14 protein-coding genes and 1 riboswitch are annotated in these 20,006 nt (G+C 43.4%); of the genes, 9 read left to right on the top strand and 5 right to left on the bottom strand.

Translation table 11 applies throughout. The features are described from left to right. Window positions 1-358 precede the first annotated feature (358 nt). The 3 genes from HORE_RS12025 to HORE_RS12015 all read left to right on the top strand — a co-directional run bounded on the left by HORE_RS12025 (window position 359) and on the right by HORE_RS12015 (window position 5,968). On the top strand, window positions 359-1,432 hold the full coding sequence (locus HORE_RS12025) for a hypothetical protein (protein ID WP_143710077.1): 1,074 nt from the start codon (window positions 359-361) through the stop codon (window positions 1,430-1,432). 420 nt (window positions 1,433-1,852) lie between these two features. Continuing rightward, window positions 1,853-3,817 (top strand): alpha-amylase family glycosyl hydrolase, encoded by a 1,965-nt coding sequence (locus tag HORE_RS12020; RefSeq protein WP_015924033.1) that lies wholly within the window; start codon window positions 1,853-1,855, stop codon window positions 3,815-3,817. A 45-nt stretch (window positions 3,818-3,862) separates the two neighbouring features. After that, the gene (locus HORE_RS12015) at window positions 3,863-5,968 is read left to right on the top strand and encodes a glycoside hydrolase family 97 protein (protein WP_015924032.1); all 2,106 of its coding nucleotides are present in this window, start codon (window positions 3,863-3,865) and stop codon (window positions 5,966-5,968) included. 75 nt (window positions 5,969-6,043) lie between these two features. Here HORE_RS12015 and HORE_RS12010 read toward each other — a convergent pair whose 3' ends face one another. After that, a complete protein-coding gene (locus HORE_RS12010) occupies window positions 6,044-7,729 on the bottom strand; it encodes a hypothetical protein (RefSeq protein WP_015924031.1) in 1,686 nt (561 codons plus the stop codon). A 117-nt stretch (window positions 7,730-7,846) separates the two neighbouring features. Then, window positions 7,847-7,935: riboswitch (ZMP/ZTP riboswitch) on the top strand. 80 nt (window positions 7,936-8,015) lie between these two features. On the opposite strand from HORE_RS12010, the gene pflB reads away from it, so the two are divergent. Next, a complete protein-coding gene (gene pflB, locus HORE_RS12005; protein ID WP_015924030.1) occupies window positions 8,016-10,235 on the top strand; it encodes a formate C-acetyltransferase in 2,220 nt (739 codons plus the stop codon). Between the two features lie 15 nt (window positions 10,236-10,250). Continuing rightward, window positions 10,251-10,994: a pyruvate formate-lyase-activating protein gene (gene pflA, locus HORE_RS12000; RefSeq protein ID WP_015924029.1), complete on the top strand. Its 744-nt coding sequence runs from the start codon at window positions 10,251-10,253 to the stop codon at window positions 10,992-10,994. Between the two features lie 125 nt (window positions 10,995-11,119). Here pflA and HORE_RS11995 read toward each other — a convergent pair whose 3' ends face one another. From HORE_RS11995 to HORE_RS11980, 4 genes are read right to left on the bottom strand one after another with little or no spacing between them, the layout of a single operon-like run. Further along, complete coding sequence (locus HORE_RS11995; protein ID WP_015924028.1) at window positions 11,120-11,302, bottom strand: hypothetical protein; 183 nt, start codon at window positions 11,300-11,302, stop codon at window positions 11,120-11,122. 46 nt (window positions 11,303-11,348) lie between these two features. Further along, a complete protein-coding gene (locus HORE_RS11990; RefSeq protein ID WP_015924027.1) occupies window positions 11,349-12,731 on the bottom strand; it encodes a replicative DNA helicase in 1,383 nt (460 codons plus the stop codon). Then, window positions 12,731-13,777, bottom strand: a complete 1,047-nt coding sequence (locus HORE_RS11985; RefSeq protein ID WP_015924026.1) for an ATP-binding protein — start codon at window positions 13,775-13,777, stop codon at window positions 12,731-12,733. The genes HORE_RS11990 and HORE_RS11985 overlap by 1 nt, the downstream gene beginning before the upstream one ends. 35 nt (window positions 13,778-13,812) lie before the next feature. Further along, window positions 13,813-14,883 carry a DnaD domain protein gene (locus HORE_RS11980; protein WP_015924025.1) on the bottom strand — a complete coding sequence of 357 codons (1,071 nt, stop codon included), beginning with the start codon at window positions 14,881-14,883 and terminating at the stop codon, window positions 13,813-13,815. Window positions 14,884-15,212: 329 nt separating this feature from the next. On the opposite strand from HORE_RS11980, the gene purB reads away from it, so the two are divergent. The 4 genes from purB to purE all read left to right on the top strand — a co-directional run bounded on the left by purB (window position 15,213) and on the right by purE (window position 19,822). Further along, window positions 15,213-16,508 (top strand): adenylosuccinate lyase, encoded by a 1,296-nt coding sequence (gene purB / locus HORE_RS11975; RefSeq protein ID WP_015924024.1) that lies wholly within the window; start codon window positions 15,213-15,215, stop codon window positions 16,506-16,508. A gap of 128 nt (window positions 16,509-16,636) precedes the next feature. After that, on the top strand, window positions 16,637-17,923 hold the full coding sequence (locus HORE_RS11970) for an adenylosuccinate synthase (protein ID WP_015924023.1): 1,287 nt from the start codon (window positions 16,637-16,639) through the stop codon (window positions 17,921-17,923). Beyond that, window positions 17,923-19,200, top strand: coding sequence for a phosphoribosylamine--glycine ligase (purD, locus tag HORE_RS11965; protein ID WP_015924022.1), 1,278 nt, complete (start codon window positions 17,923-17,925; stop codon window positions 19,198-19,200). Before HORE_RS11970 ends, purD begins: the two co-directional genes overlap by 1 nt. Before the next feature lie 118 nt (window positions 19,201-19,318). Beyond that, window positions 19,319-19,822, top strand: a complete 504-nt coding sequence (gene purE / locus HORE_RS11960; RefSeq protein WP_015924021.1) for a 5-(carboxyamino)imidazole ribonucleotide mutase — start codon at window positions 19,319-19,321, stop codon at window positions 19,820-19,822. Window positions 19,823-20,006 lie beyond the last annotated feature (184 nt).

Raw genomic sequence — 20,006 nt, 5'->3', positions numbered from 1 at the left:
GATATCTATATAACAAGAGATATGCTACTGATTTCAGGAATATGACACTCCAAAAAATATTAAGGTGCTGTTATTCCCGTTTTTTTATGTTTCCCTGAAATTTCTATATAACAATTTTAGATAGTTGATTTTTTGTTTTGGCCAGATATATATTTTAATTATGTAGATACCTTATGTGGTTAAAGTTTTCAGTTTCTGGGGGAAGGTAATTCAAATTCTATGGATAATATTTATAGGTAAGGAATAATAATTAATTCCAGGAAGTTATTTATTTTCAAGGCAGTTAATTTGTGTATTTTAAGGTGGTTTATTCATGGAACTTTCTGGAGCTATAACAGAAAAAAGGAGGGAAAAAAAGATGAAAAGAAGTTTTAAGTACTTAGTACCGATTATAATCAGTGTGTTTTTGCTTTCACTACCGGTTGCCGCTGAAGTTAAATTCGGAGGGGAGGTTAAAACCGGTTTTACAGCAACTTCTGTAGAGAACAGCGGGTTTTATTATGATTTATATGAACAGTTAAAACTTGAGATATTCGTCCCTGAAACCGGGAATACGGAGGCCAGGATTGAGGCTGATTTCACGGTTCCTGGAGGTCCTGGCTTTAAAAAATTATACCTGAAACACCGCTTTAAGGAGATGGATTTAACCATCGGCCGCCAGCCTGTGTCCTGGTCCTTCGGCTCCCTGGTAAATCCGGTTGATTACAGCCTCGGTGCTGAGGCCATGAATGAAGAGGGGAGTGCAAAATATGTAGATGGTATTGAGGCCTTTATCCCCTTAAACTGGAATTCCAATATCTCACTGGTATCTTCTTTCCCGGGTACATCCTTTGATTCTGACCGGGTAAAATTTGGACTGAGGGGCAGGACCCTTATCAACAATAATTTTGATGTTTCAGCCAATTATGTTCAGGATCAGTATAAGGATACTTTTGATACAATTATAGACCGACGTTTTGGGGTCACTGTTAAAGGAGACCTTGATCCCCTGGGAATTTACGGGGCCTTCGGTTATTACAGTGATGATAATGGAGAATCTGACCTGGCCTATCTGGCCGGCTGTGATTATAGTTTTTTAAGAAATAATAATAATCGCGTGTACCTTCAGGGGGAAGTCCTGAGGGTTAAAAAACAGAGGGTCAGTGATATGCTCCATGAAATGCCCCTTAATATTTCGAATGCCGATGAAGAATTAACCCTGTTATTCGGTAATGCCAGTTATGGTATCAATCAATTCTCTGAAGCGGGTTTAATGACTGCCTACTGCCTCAACGATGGTGGTCTGGCTCTGATGCCCCGTTATCAGAACCAGCTGGGTAGTAATCTGACCATGGAACTCAAAGGGTTATTTACCCTGGCTTCAGACCAGGCCCTCTTCTATAGTGATTTTTATAACAGTGTAGTTGGTGTTGAATTAAGCTATCCTTTCTAAACACCACTTAGGCTTTTTAAGCTATAAAAAGGATCAATCATTATTAATAATTTTAATAGTTTTTTACATACCCCGGTGAAAACCGGGGTATTAATCTGTTTAAACTTTAAGAATTGTTTGACTCCAGTATTAACCGGTTGGTATAATAATAATTAGAATGCAAACGTTTTACTAAAGTTAACACATGTTACCTGGAGACTATAAAGAATGCAGTCTGTAAAGAAGGTCCTGGGCATATCTACAAGCATTTAAGGGGTGTTGACGGGAATTACGGTTTAAAATTAGACGGGTATAATAGGTTTATTATAAGGTATACATATATCAGGTTCTATTATAAGTGATTATTCTGGTCGTGTAAAATATAAAGTTTTATTATGAAATCTGCTTATTTAAATATTTAACTACATAGGGGGAGTATTAATGTTAGCTAATTTACATAAAAGAAGGTTACTGGTCTTTTTGGTTATATCCTTAGTTGTCTTTACAGGATTAAACCTTTACACAGGGTCGGAAGCTATAGCCGGGGAAACCACAGCTTTAGACTGGGAACCGGCTGAATGGGCCCGTAAGGCAGTATTTTATGAAGTCTTTGTCAGGAGTTTTTATGATGGAAATGGAGATGGAATCGGGGATTTTGTGGGATTAAAGGAAAAGATACCATACTTTAAAGAACTGGGGGTTGATACCCTCTGGTTGATGCCGGTTAATGATTCTCAAAGTTACCACGGGTATGATGTTGTTGATTACTATAATACAGAACCTGATTACGGAACCCTGGAAGAATTCCGGGAGTTTTTACAGGAGGCCCATGCCAATGGTCTTAAGGTAATCATGGACCTGGTTTTAAACCACACCTCGGTCAACCACTACTGGTTCCGTGAGGCTGTAAACACCAGAGACAGTAAATACCGTGATTATTATGTCTGGGCTGAAAATGAGGAACAGGTTAAAGAACTGGGCCCCTGGGGCCAGCCGGTCTGGCACAGATCCCCGGACGGGGGTTATTATTATGGCCTCTTCTGGAGTGGTATGCCTGACCTTAACTACCGCAACCCTGAGGTCAGGGCTGAAGCTAAAAAAATAGCGAAATTCTGGCTGGACCCCAATGGAGATGGAGATTTTTCCGATGGTGTTGACGGTTTCCGCCTCGATGCAGCCTTACATATTGATAAAGACCTTACAATAACCCATCAGTGGTGGCAGGAGTTTAATACCTTTGTCAAGGGGATTAATCCCGAAGCCTTTCTTGTTGGAGAGAACTGGACAGACACCCATACGGTAGGAGAGTTTTTCCGGGATTTAGATGCCTCTTTTAATTTTGCCCTGGCCGATGAAATTCTGAGAATGGTTAACGGGGTCCCGGTCGATATTCTGGAGGAGGTAAAGGAGATACACGGAGTATATAGCCAGTATTCTGACCAGTATATTGATGCCATTTTTCTGAGAAACCATGACCAGAACCGGGTCGGTATTGAGGTATTGCGGAACCGGGCAAAGATGAAACTGGCGGCATCCGTTCTGTTTACTCTGCCCGGAACCCCCTTCATCTATTATGGTGAAGAACTGGGACAGCTGGGGGCCAAGCCCGATGACAATATCAGGGAACCCTTTGACTGGTATAAAGATAGTAAGGGACCGGGAATGACCACTATGTCTAAAGGTGGTTTCTACCACTCCATGAGGTTTACCAAACCCCATGACGGAATATCCCTGGAAGAAGAACGGGGTAAAAGTGGGAGTGTTTATGAACATTATAAGAAATTAATCCACATCAGGAAGGAACACCCTCAGTTTTTTACCGGAAACTATCAGAAGATGGTTACCCCGAACCGGATGTATGGCTATAAGGTAACCGATTCTGAAGTAGATTATAACCTGTATGTTATCCATAATTTATCCAATAAAGAACGGGGGATAACCATTTCTAACAGAGCCCGGGATTTACTTTCAGGAAAAACCATTAAGGCCCATCAGGGGATTACATTACCACCCTATGGCTCCCTGATATTAAAAACAACAGCCGCCTCTTTGAAAATAACCGGTCAGGATTTAAGCACCAAAAACCCTGTTGTAACCTTTATCGTTGAGCTAACTGATAAAGCCAGGACAGATGAAGATATATACCTGGCTTCAAAGTTGAGTAACTGGCAGGTTGATGATAAATTCAAACTTAAGAAGAGATCAGATGGCAAATATGAAATCACCCTGGAACAACCGGCCGGGGCAGCCCTTATTTTTAAGTTTAAAACCCCGGGTACCTGGGAGGATACCTCCGGTAGAGAAAATGAGGGGGATAACCGTTTCCAGGGGAGTGGCTATAATAACAGAATATATACTTTTGAAAACAAGGAGACAGTCTACCTAACCATAACCGGTTGGGAATAAAATTAGTTGATAATAAAACCAGTTAAATAAAAAAGGGGGAGGAGTATGACTGGAAGGAGTATGATCGGAAGGAGTATTACTATAACAGGTTTTATCATAATAACAGTAATTGCTGTTTTTGTACTGGCTACAGGAGTATTTGCTAAAGGTCATGATCAGGGAGATGAATCTGTGGTTACATCTCCTGATGGGAGGATAAAGGTCAGGTTCATCCTTGATAAAGGAGTACCCCACTATTCGGTATCCTACGGAGACACTGTCCTCATCAGGCCATCTTCACTGGGGTTCCATTTCAAAGAGAAAAAACCCCTTGATGATAACTTTAAGATAATAGATGTCAGGAGGAATGTCTTTTATAATACCTGGCGTCCGGTCTGGGGGCAGACGTCAAAGATAACCAATTACTACAATGAGCTGGTGATATATCTCAAAGAAGAGGTGCCCCCCTACCGGAAGATGAATCTTGTTTTCCGGGTCTATAATGATGGGGTCGGCTTCCGGTATATTATCCCCGGGCAGGAGTCCCTGGAGACAATAAATATTATGTCAGAGGATACTGAGTTCCGTCTATCCAGTAATAATACTACATGGTGGATCCACAATGACTGGGACAGTTACGAGTATCAGTATCTGGAGACACCGTTAAACCATGTAATGTCTGCCAGTACTCCGGTTACCATGAAAACCCCCGGGGGAATTTACCTAAGTATTCATGAAGCTGCCCTGGTCGACTATGCCGGAATGGCCCTCAAGCGTGATCTTGACCGGGATTACACCCTGGTAAGTGAGCTCTGTCCCTGGCCCGATGGTGTCAAAGTTAAGGGACGGACACCCCTGAAAACACCGTGGCGGACCATTCAGATAGGAGCAGCCCCCGGTGACCTGTTAGAATCTAATCTAATTTTGAACTTAAATGACCCCTGTGCCCTTGAGGATACTTCCTGGATTCAACCCATGAAGTACGTGGGAATCTGGTGGGAGATGCATATCGGGAAGTCAACCTGGGAAGCAGGGCCGAGACACGGAGCTACCACGGAGCGGGCCAAATACTATATTGATTTTGCCGGTAAACACGGTATCGGTGGAGTACTGGTAGAGGGATGGAATCTGGGCTGGGGTGGAACCTGGGATGATCAGGACTATACTACCCCTTACCCCGACTTTGACCTTGTAGAGGTTGCTAAATATGCTGAAGAACGTGGGGTTGAATATATTGCCCATAACGAAACAGGTGGCAATGTCATCAATTATATTAACCAGATAGAGGAGGCATATAGTCTCTATAATAGCCTTGGTATACATGCCATCAAGACCGGATATGTTGCTGATAATGGCATGATTAAACCCAGGGGTCAGCATCACCACGGCCAGTGGATGGTTAACCACTATCTGGATGTAATTAAAAAGGCGGCAGAGTATGAAATTATGATTGATGCCCATGAACCGATTAAGCCGACCGGTCTTTACCGAACTTACCCTAACTTTATAACCCGGGAGGGGGTTCAGGGCATGGAATATAATGCCTGGAGTGCTGGAAATAAACCTGAACATACTACCATAATTCCCTTTACCAGAATGCTGGCCGGGCCCATTGATTATACCCCGGGTATATTTGATATAACCTTCGATGAATACAGGTTTTTAAACCGGGTTCATACCACAAGGGCCAAACAGCTGGCACTCTATGTTGTTATCTTCAGTCCCCTCCAGATGGTAGCTGATCTCCCGGAAAATTATCTTGATGATAATGGCAATCCCCTGCCTGAATTTAAATTTATTCAGGATGTACCGGTTACCTGGGACGAAACCCTGGTGCTTAATGCCAGGATAGGTGATTATGTCACCATTGCCCGGCGCCGGGGTCAGGAATGGTATGTAGGGAGTATTACCGATGAAAAGCCGAGAAGACTCATGGTTCCCCTGGCTTTCCTTGAGGATGGGCAAAAATATGTAGCTGAAATTTATGAGGATGGTCCGGAGGCTGATTTAAAACATAATCCGACCCAGGTGGCCATCAGAAGGGTTATTGTTGACTCCAATGATACCCTGGTTGCCGATATGGTAGAAAGCGGGGGCCAGGCCATCAGACTTTATCCAGCCAGGAATGAAGATGTTAATAAACTGCCGGAATTTAATCAAAAGAAGAACTAAATACTAAGATCATCAAACACCCCCCCACCGGAACAGGTGGGGGGTTTAGACTTATATCATTATTAATTATCCTGGTTAAAATTTGAGGTTAAGACTAACATCCCAGTAGGAAATATTGGCTAAATCTCCACCACTATTCATATCGAGGGTTGCAACTTCATTGAGCTGATAGCTTAAACCAAGGTTAAAGTCTGTATATGTATCAAATTTACTTTCAGTTTCATTATATTCCTCTCTGTAACCATCTTTGTTGTCTTCAACCGGTGCTAGCTGAGTTCCGTCTTTATATACAGTTTCTGTTACTGAATGATACCCTTCTGTAACCTCAGTTATTTCTTCTTTATAGGAGTTGTAAATTATACTAGTACCTCCCAACCGGAGGGTGAGTTTGGAATTAATCTCTGTTTCCAGACCATAAGGGATAACTATACTATTTTGTGTTGTTTTTTCCGTGAATGTATAATCACTGGAAACTTTTGTAGTAGTTATATAAGAAGTTCCTTCATTCAAACTGCCGTCAGTGTTATAGTTATTATTGACATCCTTTTCAGTATAACCATTACTGGAAACGACTTGTTCAGTACCCTCATATAAATATTTAACTCCAATGGTAAAAATGGTATTAGTAGATAGATCTATCTCAGTACCTACAGCAAACACATAATTGCTTAGTCCGGTACTCAGGTTATATTCCTCCTCTTCAGTATTAATAAATTCAGAGGTAACACTACCGTCAGCTTTGTAAATTGATCTGCTTTCAGTAAAATATTTCACAGTATCTTCATCGCTACCTGTTTCAAAGTTTCCACTTATCCTGAAGATGCCTTCTTTATTTAAAATCTTTACCGGGTATTCATATTTTAAATTAACAAATACAGGTGAAACATAAGAACTGGTAGGATATTCATAATCATATTTATAACTATCAGTAGAAGTATTGTCATTTATATAGTCTTCAGTAAAATTAGAATCAAAACTGCTATAATTGATTTCTTGGGTTCTTTTGCTAGGTTTAATTCCACCACCAACAACTAAGTTACCGGGGCCTATAGGCTTTCGGACATCAACGCCAAAGGTCATATCCAGGGTGTCATCTGTATATTTAAATTCTTCCGTTGCTTCGATGATTGTTTCTTCGACAATATTGTCTTTCTGGTCTGTGCTATAAGTAATAATTGTAGCTTTCTCACTATTTATTTCCTTTTGTTTCGAAGAATCTTTATTCAGATCAATTTTAAGTCCCAGATCAAAAGAAGAAAAAGATCTGGATAAAATTGCCCGTCCAGAAAGCTCTGTATTGTCTGAATGGGTTGCTCCTTCTGCTTTTTCATCTATTTCTACAATTACATCTTTATTGGGAGCAACCTGTAAATCTGATTGATTGATAGAAAGTATGTCTAGCTCATCCAATATATTCTGGGTATCATCCTCGTTTTTGAAATATATGTTTTCCCCATTTTCATTTTTATTTATCCCATTTTCGAAGAAAGCAGCTACTTTAAAGCCCGCCAGATTTGTTACCATCCCAACCTGTGGCGCTTTAGTGGAATTCTCCCCCATTTTTAGATATACCTGGGTGCCTTCTACATCTACAAGTTCACTGGAAAATGTCATAAAGTCAGTATACTCATCATCAATAATGTTTTTTAGGTCTATTGACATACCTTCAAGACGATAAAATTCTTCCTCAATAGCAGACACACCTGCAGACACGCCAAGTAACAACAACATTATCAAGACTATAATTGTAACCTTTCTCACGTTAAATACCCCCTGCCATTTGATTTTTTAAAAAATAATAGCCCAACAATTTGCTTAAAAACCTCAGTTGAAGCTTCTTGCTTTTAGAGAATATGTATGCTATAATTACCTCAAATAAAAGGGTCATACGACTGGCGGTATTATATGGAATTAACCATAGGGGAGTATGACCGATACTGGAATAGCCGACCGCCTGGGCAGATAGATTAAGTCTATTTGCCCGGGCGGTTTTTTTAATGTCCAGGTAATTGAAGTAAATACAAGCATATAAGGGGAGGGGATAATAATGGCCTATAACTTTAAAGCAGGAAGATGGCAAAAAGAGATTGATGTCCGGGATTTTATTCAGCAAAATTATACTCCATATACAGGGGATAGTTCTTTTTTAGAGGGTCCAACCGACCGGACAAGACAACTCTGGGAAGAGTGTCAAAAACTATTATGGCAGGAGATTGAAGAGGGAGGGGTGCTGGATATCGATGTCGATACTGTATCCGATATTAACGCCTATGAGGCCGGGTATATTAACCGTGACCTGGAGAAGATTGTCGGCCTGCAGACCGATAAACCCCTGAAACGGACCCTCAATGTCTATGGTGGTATAAGGATGGCCCGGCAGGCGGCAGAGGCCTACGGGTATAAGGTTAATGAGCAGATCGAAAAAGTATTTAACAACTACAGGAAAACCCATAATGATGGGGTTTATGATGTCTATACCCCCGAATTACGGGAGATAAGGCGTTCCGGGGTAATTACTGGCCTGCCCGATGCCTATGGCCGGGGACGGATTATCGGGGATTACCGACGGGTGGCCCTTTACGGTATTGACAGGTTAATCGAGGAGAAAGAAAAGGACCTGGCCCATCTTCCCACCAGGATGACCGAAGAAAATGTCAGGCTGCGGGAGGAGTTAAGTGAACAGATCAAGGCCCTGAAAAAACTTAAAGGCCTGGGTAGAACATACGGCCTGGAACTTTCACGGCCGGCCCGGACTGCTCACGAGGCCATCCAGTGGACCTATATGGGATACCTGGCTGCCATTCAGGAAAACAACGGGGCTGCTATGTCCCTTGGCCGGGTATGCGAGTTTTTTGATATCTATATTGAACATGACCTCAGGAAAGGGAAGTTAACAGAGGAAGAGGCCCAGGAATTAATCGATGATTTTGTCATCAAGCTCAGGCTGGCCCGGCAGCTACGGACTCCTGAATACAATAAACTCTTCAGTGGGGATCCCATGTGGATTACGGTTGTCATCGGTGGTACTGGTATAGACGGACGCCCCCTGGTAACAAAGACCAGCTTCAGGATTTTAAATACCCTGTATAACCTCGGACCGGCTCCGGAACCCAACCTCACCGTTCTCTGGTCCCGGAGATTACCGGATGGGTTTAAGGAGTTCTGTTGCCGGGTATCACGGGATACCAGTTCTATTCAGTATGAAAATGATGAATTGATGAGGGAATATTACGGGGATGATTATGCCATTGCCTGCTGTGTATCAGCCCTCAGGACCGGGAAAGAGATGCAGTTCTTCGGGGCCAGGTGTAACCTGCCCAAGACCCTCCTGTATGCCCTCAATGGTGGCCGGGATGAATTAAGTGGGGTCCAGGTGGGGCCCGAATTTGCCCCATACACCGGAGATATACTTGAGTATGACCTGGTCATGGAGAGGTTTGATACCTTCCTCGACTGGCTGGTGGAAAAATATGTTGATGCCCTCAATATTATCCACTATATGCATGACAAATATGCCTATGAACGGGTTCAGATGGCCTTAATGGATACCGAAGTCGACCGGGTAATGGGCTTCGGTATTGCCGGCCTCTCCATTGTGGCAGACTCTTTAAGTGCCATTAAATATGCTAAAGTAAGGCCGGTCCGGAACAGTGACGGCCTTATAACTTCATTCGATGTTGAAGGTGATCACCCCAGATACGGTAATGATGATGACCGGGTTGACAGCCTGGCAGTTGAGGTCGTAAGGCGGTTTTTAACAAAGCTTAAGCAGCATAAACTCTACCGTAATGCCCGTCACACCCTGTCAATTTTAACCATAACTTCAAATGTTGTCTATGGCACGAAGACCGGGGCCACCCCGGACGGCCGGGAGGCAGGACAGCCCTTTGCCCCGGGGGCCAATCCCATGCACGGTCGTGACGAATCAGGGGCCCTTGCCTCACTGAATACGGTTGCAAAACTACCATACGAGTACTGCCAGGACGGTATTTCCAATACCTTTACCATCGTCCCCGGAGCCCTGGGTGTTAATGAAGAGCAGCGGATCAATAATCTGGTAGCTATTCTCGATGGTTACTTTACCAAAGGTGGTCACCACCTTAATGTTAATGTTCTCAACAGGGAAACCCTCCTGGATGCGGTCAACCACCCCGAGAAATACCCCCAGTTAACCATCAGGGTTTCGGGGTATGCTGTAAACTTCATTAAACTAACACCGGAGCAGCAGCAGGAAGTAATAGCCCGGACCTTTCATGAGAGTCTTTAAGGGGAGTGTCTGTAAATGTCCACAGGTTTAATTCATTCAGTTGAAAGCATGGGCGTCCATGACGGGCCCGGTATTCGTTATGTTGTCTTTACCCAGGGATGTCCCCTGCGCTGTCAGTACTGCCATAATCCCGATACCTGGATGCGTAAAGCAGGAAAGAGGGTAGAGGCTGGTGAGCTTTTATTACGGGTTTTAAAATGTAAACCCTATATGGATAGCTCCGGGGGTGGGGTCACTATTTCAGGTGGGGAACCGACCCTTCAACCCGGGTTTGTCCGGGAATTATTAAAGGCCTGCAAAGAGCAGGGGATTCATACTGCCCTTGATACATCAGGCTATGTTACCCCTGAAGTATTTTCTTCAATTTTGCCGTATATTGACCTTGTTCTGCTGGATATAAAACATATAAAAGAAGAAAAACACCGGGACTTGACCGGTGTCAGCAATGAAAGAACCCTTGAACTGATAAGCCTTTTGGAAAAAGAAAAACAGCCCTACTGGATCAGGCATGTTATTGTTCCCGGTATAACCGATAACCGGGATGACTTAAACCAGCTGGCTTCATATCTGTCTAATCTGAATGGACTTGAAAGAGTTGAGCTTTTGCCCTATCACAGGCTGGGAGTTTATAAGTGGCAGGAGCTTGGTTATGAATATAGGCTTGAAGGGATTGAGCCCCCTTCCCGGGGACAGATGCAAGAAATAAAGGGGTTATTTATAAAAAAGGGAGTATCTGCATCTATCGCCGTTCATGGATAAAATAAGTATATTTTAACTGGATAAAACAGGGGATTAGCTGGTTAATCTCACAGTATATAAGACTGATTCAGCTATCACTGTTTCATATCATAAATCAGGGGCCTGGTTGGATTAAGTAGGGGAGATTAGCTAAATATTTCATTGAGCTTTTTTTCAAATTCTTCAGGGTCATAAATCTGATAATTATCGAGAAGGGAGAGAACCTCATCGAGCTGTTTTGATGAGATCTCTCCTTTTTCATATAGTTTTTCATAGGCATTGACGAAGGAGAGGATAATCTTGAGGTCGATATTCTTTTTGTCTAACATGGGTGGGCTCCCTTTCCTTTAAATTCTTATTAAGTGATAGTGGTCCTTAACCCTGACCAGGCATACTGGCTTCAACCGAGAGGTTTTCAGGGTCGATAAAACGGATAAACTCATCTTCAAAATAAAGTTTGATGGCACCGGTCTGGCCGGTTCTCTGCTTGGCCACAATTACTTCAGTATCGTTTTCAGTACCTTCTTTTTCTGCCTGTTCCCGGGCGGCAGCACTGGTATGGGCATGCCGGTAGAGGAAGATGACCCCGTCAGCAATTTCCTCAATGTTACCGGAATCCCTGAGGTCAGAAAGGACGGGTCTTTTATCCTGACGGTTTGTAAAACTACGGCTGATCTGGGAGATGAGGATAATGGGAACCTCAAGCTCAGAGGCCATATTACGCAGCTGGAGGACTATCTGTCCAACAGCTCTGGCCGTGTTCTGGGCATGTTCTTCAGGTAACTGGATCATCTGGAGGTAGTCGATAATTACCAGTCCCAGGTCTCCCATCTGGGCCTTGAATTTTCGCAGCCGGGCCCGGATCTGGGCCACATTTAGACCCCTTTCATCAGAAATCATAAGGGGTAGTTCATGGAGGTTATCCAGGGCTTTCGAAATCCGTTTATCTTCCTCATCACTGGTCTGGCCCTGGTTATATTTCCATCCATTAACCCCGGATTCCTGAATAATCATCCGGTCTATGATCTCCTGGGCATCCATCTCCAGACTGATAATAGCAACGGGGACATTCCTCTTTAAAACATTCTTGGCGATATTGATGGCAAAGGCCGTCTTTCCCATACTGGTGGAAGCGGCAATAACATTGAGATGGCCCTTTTTAAAGCCCCCGATGAGGTTATCCAGGGAGATAAAGCCGGTGGGGAGGCCGACATCGGCCTGGTTATGTTTCCGGTCAATATAGGCCTCAAAGGACTTCATCAGGGCCTCTTCCATGGTGAAAATATGTTTTTCCAGGTCGGTGGTTTCATTGGTGGCCTCAAAGATTAACTCCTGGGCCCGGGCCTGGAAATCATCTATATCTAAGTCTTTAGCGGCCAGCTCCTGGATCTTGCGGGCTGCTTTGACCAGGAGGCGCCGCTGGTAATTCTGTTTTATGAGGTCAATAGTTGGTTTTAATTCATCAACGGTACTGAACCCTGAGGTTAAGCGTTCAATTGTTTCCTCCGGTTTTTTTATAACCCCATCCTGTTTTAAGCGTAAAAAGAGTTTGGTCCGGGAAATCTGGTTATCACGCTGGAACTGGTTTAACAGGATTTCATAGATGAGCTGGGCCTGGGGGTCCTGAAAGTGTTTAACCTCCAGGGAATCAGCAATCTCGTCTATCTTCTGGGGATACTGAAGGAGTATTCCTAAAAGCTGGAACTCCTGTTCCTGGACATTATTAAACTGTTGTAAATACCTTTCTTCAGTAGCCATTAGAGGTTAACCTCCTGTTGCCCGGCGACTATTTTGGCTCTGACATCACCGTAGAGGCAGACATAACGGTTCATTTCAATAAGCCGCTGGAAAATTCTCTCTCCCATTTCTTCAAACATATCCTCAAAACGTTCTTTAAGCTCATCAACAAAGTAATTGGTGGTGATAATTATCGGCCTTTCCTCACGGTACCGCTTATCTATAATCTGATATAAGACCGCAGCGGTAAATTCACTGGCTTTTTCCGTTCCCAGGTCATCGATGAGAAGAACAGAGGCATTCTGGACCTCTTCTATAAGGACCTGTTCGTTTACAGGTCCTCCGGAGTCATCATGGTAGGTATTCCTGATTTTCTGTAAAAGGTCGGTGTAGACGATATACTTAAAATCAATTCCCCGCTCGGCCAGCTTGTTAGCAATACACCCCAGAAGAAAGGATTTACCTGACCCGATGGGCCCCTGAATGAGAAGCCCCCGCTGGAGCTTGCCCGGGCTAAAACGGGTTGCAAATTTATGGGCATAACTATAGATCAGGCGGGCGTTTTCCCGGTAGGTTATATCCTTATCGGTTTTACGGTTATCGTCATAGTACTCCAGCCTGGCTGAGTCAAAGGTGGCTTTATAGAGATGGCGGGGAAGGTCTCCCTCTTCTCTCCGGTGGTTTAATTCTTCTTTACGGACACAGCTGCAGATTCTGTATCGGCCGTTTTCATAAATCCGCCCCTGGTCATGGCAAACAGGACAATCCCAGTCAGGTTCTTTATAATCCCGGGGGATATTATGTTTGTCCAGAAGGCGGTTAAAGTGTTCTTCAAGTTCTTCAATTTCCTGTTTTAAATCTTCGAGCTTTTTCTGGCTATCATTATCTTTATTATTAAAAAGGCCTACCTTTAAGTAATTATATTCCCTCTTTAAATAATTTAAATACTCATCAACTTTTTTAACATCAGGATATTTTTTATGGATCCTGGCAACCCTTTTCTGGGCTTCAAGATATTTACTTCTGGCCTTACCCTGATATCGTCTGGGGTCAAAATTAAAAGGCATGGTGGACACCCCTGTTCTTCAATATATTTGTTTCCTCAGGTTTCCCTGAAGTTTTCGAAATCCCAGTAGAACTCATCCCAGCGGTCTTTTTTCTTCTTTTTCTTCTTTTGTCCCCGGGTATGGTTTTTTTCTTCACGGGGAGGAGGTGATTTCCTGGCCAGGAGTTTTCTGGCTTCGGCTACATTCTTAACCCCGGCCTTTTTCCAGGGTTTTATAAAATTATCCTCTATGTATTTAAGGGACGGTTGTCCATCTTTTTTTCGTTTAATGGCCTCTTTAATGGCAAATTTGGCTACCGAGATACTCAGGGATGATTTGCCATCAAGCCAGCGCTGGAAAGTTTCCATATGGGCCGGAGTGACATTCTGCCAGCCCTTGATACCATAGGCCCTGGCTAACTCCCTGGTCTCCCGGAAGAGTTTATCAAAATGCTTTAAGCGGTTATAGTCAAAGATTTCCTTTCTGTACCAGTCATCGATAATCCCTTTAAGGTAACTGAAGGCCTTTTCCGGGGGGTTATCGGTATTGTTGAGCCATTTATCAACCCGGCGGATTAATTCCTGGATCATTTTAAAATCGAAGTCGTCCAGCCAGTGGTTGATTTCATCCCGGAGCAGGGCTGGATTCCGGTCAGGGGGAATAAAGGTCATCAAGGCCCTGGCCAGTTCTTCCCGGGAGACAGGCTTTTTGTTAATAACATAATCCCGGATTTCTGTTTCATTAAAGTTATAGTTTAAGTTACTATTATCTGTCCTGAGCATTTCAGAAAGCCGGTCTAATCCAAGATAAATCCGGTAGGTGTAATCACCTTCCCGTTCCTGGCGAATATTTATTATACCATGTTCTGATAAAAACTTTAACCCATTTTCTATATCTTCCAGATTTACGTCAGACGGGAGATAGCTCTGAATAATGGTCGGATTGGTCTCAACATAGTTGCCTCTTTCCAGGTGGGTTAAAAGATATATTAAAACAGGGAAGGAAGTTCCAGGAAGGAGTTTTAAAAGACCGGCATCAACAGCGTCTTTTCCTATTTCAACTATTATCCTGTCCGAACCGGAGGTAATATTAACCTTTTCCCGGCGGTCTACATTTACCTGTTTCATCTTACCCCTTCTTTCTATGATAATATTCGAGGACAGCGGGGACAAATCCTGCCGAACGTTTAAGCCAATTAAGCAAATAACATTCGCTTATTTCTTGACACTATTAGTTATATTTGCTAATATTAATACGGACCGTAGAAAAGAATAACCTTAAATAAAGAATATAATTTACAAGACATTAAACAATATATAAATTGTAACAACTGGGGGTAACAACTTGAATGTAACAATTAAATACTTCATACTTACCACCTAATATTATAAAGCATCTTTTAATAAAGAAAAAGGCTTAAAAAAGGATTAAATTTAACCAGAAAGGAAGATACCCTTTGCTTAAACGCTACAGTCTACCTGAGATGGAATACGTCTGGAGTGAAGAGAGTAAGTATAATAAATGGCTGGAGATTGAAATTGCTGCCTGCCAGGCCTGGTCCCGATTGGGGCGAATACCGGGCGAATCTGTTAAGAAAATTAAGAAAAATGTAGAGTTAAATGTTGACAGGATTAAGGAAATAGAAAAGGTAACCCGTCATGATATGCTGGCTTTTGTGGAAGGTATAAATGAAACCCTGGGAGAGGAATCCAAGTATATACATATGGGATTAACCTCTTCAGATGTCAAGGATACGGCTTTAGCAATGCAGCTTAAGGATTCCTGTCAGTTGATTTTAAAAGACCTTAAAAACCTGAAAGATGTTCTGAAAATCCAGGCTTTAAATCATAAAGATACGGTGATGATCGGGCGAACTCACGGGGTTCACGCCGAGCCGGTAACCTGGGGGTTAAAGCTGGCTATCTGGTATGCCGAGATTGAAAGGCATATAGAAAGGATGGAAAGGGTTAAAGAGATGGTCAGTGTCGGGAAAATATCCGGAGCGGTTGGCACCTATGCCAATGTTGACCCCCGGGTTGAGGAATATGTCTGCGAGGAACTGGGCTTAAACCCGGCCCCGGTTAGTAGCCAGATACTGCAGCGGGACCGCCATGCCGATTACCTCAATAACCTGGCGTTAATTGCCGCTTCCCTGGAGAAATTCGCCACCGAAATCCGTAACCTGCAGAGGACCGATATTCTTGAGGTGGAAGAGGGATTCCGGAAAGGGCAGAAAGGCTCTTCAGCCATGCCCCATAAAAAGAATCCAATTATATGTGAACGGATTAGCGGCCTGGCCCGGGTGGTCAGGGGTAATGTGGTCCCCGGGTTGGAGGATATTACCCTGTGGCATGAGCGGGATTTAACCCATTCTTCAGTGGAAAGGATAATTTTACCCGACAGTTCTATTCTGGTTGATTATATGTTGAATAAATTCAGGATGGTCCTTGAGGAGCTTGTTGTTAATGATGAGCGGATGAAGGAAAACCTGAATACCACCCATGGGCTAATTTTTTCCCAGAAAGTAATGCTGGCGCTGGTGGATAAGGGATTGTCCCGTGAGGAGGCTTATCGCCTGGCCCAGCGTAATGCCCTGAAAGCATGGGAGACCGGTGAAGACTACCAACAGTTACTTAAAAAAGACCGGGAAGTGTCAACCTATCTTAATGGTGAAGAGATCGACCATATCTTTGATTACTATTCATTTATTCAGGAGATTGACCATATCTTCAAAAAACTTGGACTTGAATAGGGCCGGTGTTTCAAGTGCCCTTCAGGAATTAAAAAATGAAAAAACTAGTTTTTAATAACCTTACTTTAGATAGACTATATATTAATGAGAGGAGGGAGCTTAAACCATCAGGGTTTAAGCGCTTATCGATGGGTAATAAAGTTGTGGTTGGAACCCAGTGGGGAGATGAAGGAAAAGGTAAAATTACAGATATGCTAGCCAGAACAGCCGATGTAGTAGTCCGCTACGGAGGAGGTAATAATGCCGGACATACTGTAATTGTAGATGGTAAGAAATTTGAACTCCACTTAATACCTTCCGGAATCCTGTACCCGGAAAAGGTTAATGTTATCGGAAATGGAGTTGTAGTTGATCCTGAAGCCCTGGTAGAGGAAATGAATATGTTAAAAGAAGAGGGCATTTCTCTTAATAACCTGTATGTCAGTGAAACAGCCCATGTCATCATGCCCTACCACAGGCTTTTAGATAAACTGGAAGAAAAGAGGAAGGGTGACGGCAAGATCGGTACTACAGGCCGTGGTATCGGACCGGCCTATACCGATAAAGTTGCCAGGCGTGGCCTCAGGGTTATAGATCTTCTCGATGAAGATACTTTTTATGAAAAACTTAAATTAGCCCTGGATTACCAGAATCTACTCCTTGAAAAAGTATATCAGGTTGAACCCATGGATATTAAAGAGATAATGGCTCAATATAAAGAATATATCGAAGTGTTAAGGCCCCATGTAACCAACACTTCACTGCTTCTGGATGAGGCAATTAAGGAGGATAAGAAGATATTCTTCGAGGGGGCCCAGGGAACCCTTCTTGATATTGATTATGGGACTTATCCATATGTTACTTCTTCAAATCCTACTGCCGGAGGGGTATGTACAGGTACAGGAGTTGGCCCGGTCTGGATTGATGACGTTATCGGAGTGGTAAAGGCCTACCTGACAAGGGTGGGCGAAGGCCCCTTCCCGACTGAACTCAATAATGATATCGGTGATAAACTGAGGGATAAAGGACATGAATACGGAGTGACCACCGGACGCCCCCGGAGGTGTGGCTGGTTAGACATCCCCATCTTAAAACATGCTGTCCGGGTTAATGGACTGACAGAACTGGCTTTAACAAAACTGGATGTCCTGTCAGGCCTCAGGGAGGTCAAGGTCTGTACCGGATATCGTTATGGAGACCGGCTTATAGAAGAATTCCCCGGAAATATTGATATTCTTTCCGGATGTGAGCCAGTTTATGAAGTGCTGCCGGGCTGGGATGATGATATTACCGGTGTCAGGGAGTATGGAGATTTGCCTGAAAACGCCAGAAGGTATGTGAAGTTAATAGAGGATATGGTTAAGGTTCCGGTAACCATTATCGGGGTTGGTCCTGGTCGAAAAGAAGCGATAAGGAGAGAGAAGGAGGTTAATTAATGAAAATTTTAGTTGTAGGAAGTGGGGGTAGGGAGCATGCCCTGGTCTGGAAGTTATACCAGAGTGAACGTGTTGAGCGGATATTTGTGGCCCCCGGTAATGACGGCATGGCCGAGCTGGCTGAGATTGTCAACATTAAAAGTAATGATATTAAGGGACTGGCTGACTGGGCTGAAGAAAACGGTATTGATCTTACGGTAGTCGGTCCTGAAGAACCCCTGGTTAACGGAATTGTCGATGAGTTTGAGTCCCGGGGCCTCCGTATTTTTGGGCCTGATAAAAAGGCAGCCCGGATTGAGGGGAGTAAGGTCTTTGCTAAAAGTATTTTAAAGAAATACAATATCCCTACTGCTGAATTTGAGGTATTTACTACCTTTGAGGAGGCCCTGGCCTATTTAAAACAGGCCGAATATCCCCTGGTAATTAAGGCTGAAGGGCTGGCTGCCGGGAAAGGTGTTTTTATTGCCACTGACAAAGAAAAGGCCTGTCAGGCTGTGGAGAAAATCATGGAAAAAAGGATTTTCGGTGATGCTGGTCAGAGGATAGTGGTTGAAGATTTTCTGGAAGGTGAGGAAGTCTCGGTACTGGCCCTGACTGACGGTAAGACCATAATACCCATGGTACCGGCCCAGGACCATAAACCGGTTTTTGACGGTGATGAGGGCCCCAATACCGGGGGGATGGGGGCGTATTCCCCGGTTCCCTTTGTCGGGTCTGACCTCCAGCACGAGGTATATGAAAACATCCTGGAACCGACCGTCAGGGCCCTGAATAAAGAGGGTATAAAATATAAGGGAATTCTCTATGCCGGATTGATTTTGACAGATTCAGGCCCCAAAGTGCTGGAGTTTAATGCCCGCTTTGGCGACCCCGAGACCCAGGTTATAATACCCAGGCTTAAAACAGATCTTGTTGATTTAATTGATGCTGTTATTGATGAAAAACTTGAAGGTAAAAGGCTTGACTGGGATGACAGGGCAGCCGTGTGTGTGGTTCTGGCATCAGGGGGTTATCCCTTTGATTATGATACCGGATACCGTATCAAAGGACTGGAACAGCTGGCCCAGTATGATAATTTCCTTATCTTTCATGCCGGGACTAAAATGGAAGACGGCCATTTTGTAACCGATGGTGGCCGGGTTATGGGAATAACCGTGCTTGGTAATGGATTAATAGATGCTATAAATCAGGTATATCAGGCTGTAGAGGATATATATTTTGAGGATATGCATTACCGGACCGATATTGGCTACAAGGCTATTGTTGATGATTATTAAGCATATATAACTCCTGGTGGATGACTAAAACTAATTATAAGGAACCCACAAATCTATAAGTGAGTACAAAAAGTGAGTTCAAAAAAGTATATTTTTGAAGAGAAGGGAGAATGTAATAATGCCTGATAAAAAAGTAGAAGTGGGAATAGTGATGGGCAGTGATTCTGATTTGCCGGTTATGGAAGATGCGGCAAAATTCCTTGATGAGATGGGAATCGGATATGAAATGAGGGTTATCTCGGCCCACCGCACCCCTGATATAGCTAAGGAGTATGCTACCTCGGCTCTGGACAGGGGGTTAAAGGTAATCATTGCCGGGGCCGGTAAGGCCGCTCACCTGGCTGGTGTCCTGGCCAGCTTTACCCCTTTACCTGTTATTGGAGTGCCGGTCCGGACTTCGACCCTGGGAGGGGCTGATTCTCTCTACTCCATGGTCCAGATGCCATCCGGGGTTCCGGTAGCTACGGTGGCCTTGAACGGAGCCAAAAATGCCGCTATCCTGGCTCTGCAGATTATGGCTACCGGTGACAGAGATAAAATGGATAAGATGATTGAGTTTAAAAAGAGGTTAAAAAAAGAAACGATCAATAAAGATAAAAACCTGAAAAACAAAATGTCTTAAGTATGACTTACCATAAAGCCCCGGCAAGAATCGCGGGAAATAGGTAACGAAAAACTGAGGGCTTAAACGGTGTTCTTGATGATCACACTTCATATATTGATAACAACTGTTTACACTTAATTAAATAAAAAACTAATTATAGTAGATAAATATAAGTATATTTAGTAGATAGATATAAGTATAT

The sequence above is a fragment of the Halothermothrix orenii H 168 genome (assembly GCF_000020485.1).
GTDB lineage: Bacteria > Bacillota > Halanaerobiia > Halanaerobiales > Halothermotrichaceae > Halothermothrix > Halothermothrix orenii.
Note: the sequence above shows the minus strand (reverse complement) of the source record. Positions and strands in the feature narration are given on the sequence as shown.